Here is a 2,386-nt window from a genome sequence, read left to right as displayed (position 1 = left end):
TAGAACGTCAACTGTCTTGACCGGTCCGGCGTCAATTATCTTGACCGGTTGTCGCTGAGTTATTCTTCCTGTTTTATTGCTGTTTTTCTTCGATAGCTTTCCCCCCGTAATTGAATGATATGTGAGTGATGAACGAGCCGGTCTATAGCTGCAACTGTCATGGTGGTATCGGTGAACAGTGCATCCCAGTCTTCGAACGATTGATTGGATGTAATGATAAGGCTGAACCTCTCATAACGGTGCGCAATGAGTTCGAACAGTACACTGGTTTCTTGTTCTGTCTTTCTGATATAGCCGATGTCGTCCACGATTAGCACTTGGTATTTATCCAGTTTATTCAGCGCATCTTGGAGTTTTAGTTGCTGTTTGGCGTCTTGTAGGTGTTGCACCAATGCGGTGGCCGGATAGAACTTTACGCGGGTTCCGGCTTCTATCAGGCTGTAACCTAACGCGCTGGCGAGATGGGTTTTGCCTACACCGCTAGCGCCGAACAGTAGTAAGTTTGTGGCTTGTTTAACCCATTCGTGGTTATCAGCCAGTTCATGCAGGCGCGCTTTACTAATGCCTTCTATAGCATTGAAGTCGAAGCCGCCAACGTGTTTGCCTGAGGGTAAGTTAGACTCTTTTAGGTAACGTAATTGTCGCTTGTCTGTCCGACTTGCCAGCTCCATATGGCACAACTCACTTAAGTAGTGTTCTGGTCGCCATTGTTCGTGCAGTGCTTTTTCAGCAAGGCTCTCCCAGTGGTTTCTAAACTCACTTAAGCGCAAGCTTTTTAGCATCAATGGCAGTGAAGCTGTATTAGTCATGTCGACCTCCTTGCAACAGTAGGCCATACTGTTTTAACGAATGCTGCCCCACTTGGAGTTGGGGTATATCACGTGTTTGTTGCTGGAAGCGCTCTTGGCAGTCAAACAGGCTGGGCAGTCTCCCCGTATTCAGTTGCTGCATGATAAAGCGTCCCAGCCGTATTTCGTTATCTTCTTTGCTGGCAAGGTGAAGCACTCTGACGATATAACGACAGGCATCATCTGCTTTCATATTGCCGTTAACATATTGCCAGATGCATCGGTAATCCTCGTTAGGTAATAACTCGTCGCGCCACTGTGAACACCGGAAGGCTTGTGGCTTTTTAACCAGAGCATCTATGACGTGTTTGTAATTAACACTGCGTTTACGCGAACTGCCTTGCGCATAAACGCGCTCTAGGGTGTAAGTCAGTTCATGACCGAGATATAAGGCTAACCTGTTATCATACACTTGTACCCGCAAGCGACTGTCTATCAGGCGAGAAGGCACTGTGTAGGTCACGCGTTTAACATTGATGGTGCTGGTGCGCGAGACGCGCACATACTCTGTTGAGTAATTGACGCTACCCATAGGTGGCAATGGCTGTAATTGTCGCTGCTCTTTGATAAAGGCTGTATTGATACGCTCGTTACGCCGCCCAACTAACTGCTGAATAAAGCCTTCATAGTCATCGCGGCAGTTAAAATCGAACGAGCCGCGTATACGCAGCGCTTGCTCTATCTGCGCTTTGATATGTCGATTGCTAGACTCGATAACACCATTTTCATGCGCTACACCGGTATTATTACGTGTGGCCGTAAAGCCGTAATGCGCTATCAACGACTTATAGCGTTCGGTAAATGCCTCGGCATTGTCATGGTTTCGGTACGCCGCACTTAAGCTGTCAGTGCGGACTTTTTTGGGCACGCCACCACTTTCTCTAAACGCTTTCTGAAGGCTATCGGATAATGCAGCAAAGCTCTCACCGCCATAAACCACTTGGCAATACTGCCAGCCGCTGGCCGCTAGGCGATAGTTAAACAGCATGTGCTTACACGGCTCTAGTCCTATGGTGATAGGAGATTTGACGTGGGTAAAGTCACATATTCCCAGTAGCCCTGATTCGTGATGCTGCAAGAACATCACATCTTTAGCGCCACCGTGTAATTGTCGCCACTTCTTAATTCTGCGCTCAAGCGTACGTCGTGCTGTAGTTGGGAAGTCGTCGCTATGTGATTCACATAGATGATCAAATACGCCTACCGGCGTAATCAATTCATCTTGTTGTAAGATGGGAACAACGACACTCTCCCACACCGCTTCAAGAGGATCGGGCCTGGTACGCCATTGGCGTTTTGCTTGATTAGGTTGGTGACGACCATTCTCGATTCGTCTGGCGGAGCTAACAGAGATATCCGCTTTACTGGCGGCCACTTCCTGCGTGAAATCTTTTCTGAACTTCATATATAACCTGACTTGTTTTTCTGTGATGTGATTTCCCGACACGCCATTCTCCTCGAATTATCGTGTCGAACCTTAACAGAACAACCGGTCAAGATAGTTGTCGCTCAACCGTTCAAGTTAATTGTCGCTTTAT

General features: G+C 47.7%; 2 protein-coding genes. Both read right to left on the bottom strand.

The features are described from left to right. Positions 1–59 precede the first annotated feature (59 nt). Positions 60–809, bottom strand: coding sequence for an IS21-like element helper ATPase IstB (gene istB, locus GPLA_RS14840; protein WP_007105757.1), 750 nt, complete (start codon positions 807–809; stop codon positions 60–62). Further along, complete coding sequence (gene istA, locus GPLA_RS14835) at positions 802–2,295, bottom strand: IS21 family transposase (protein ID WP_007105756.1); 1,494 nt, start codon at positions 2,293–2,295, stop codon at positions 802–804. The genes istB and istA overlap by 8 nt, the downstream gene beginning before the upstream one ends. Between the last annotated feature and the right edge of the window lie 91 nt (positions 2,296–2,386).

Origin of the sequence: Paraglaciecola polaris LMG 21857, assembly GCF_000315055.1 — a bacterium.
Taxonomy (GTDB): domain Bacteria; phylum Pseudomonadota; class Gammaproteobacteria; order Enterobacterales; family Alteromonadaceae; genus Paraglaciecola; species Paraglaciecola polaris.
This window is presented reverse-complemented; position numbering and strand designations above follow the sequence as displayed.

What these genes read in the sequence shown, in the direction of transcription:
- istB (WP_007105757.1), bottom strand. Translation starts at nt 809, where the DNA reads ATGACTAATACAGCTTCACTGCCATTGATGCTAAAAAGCTTGCGCTTA.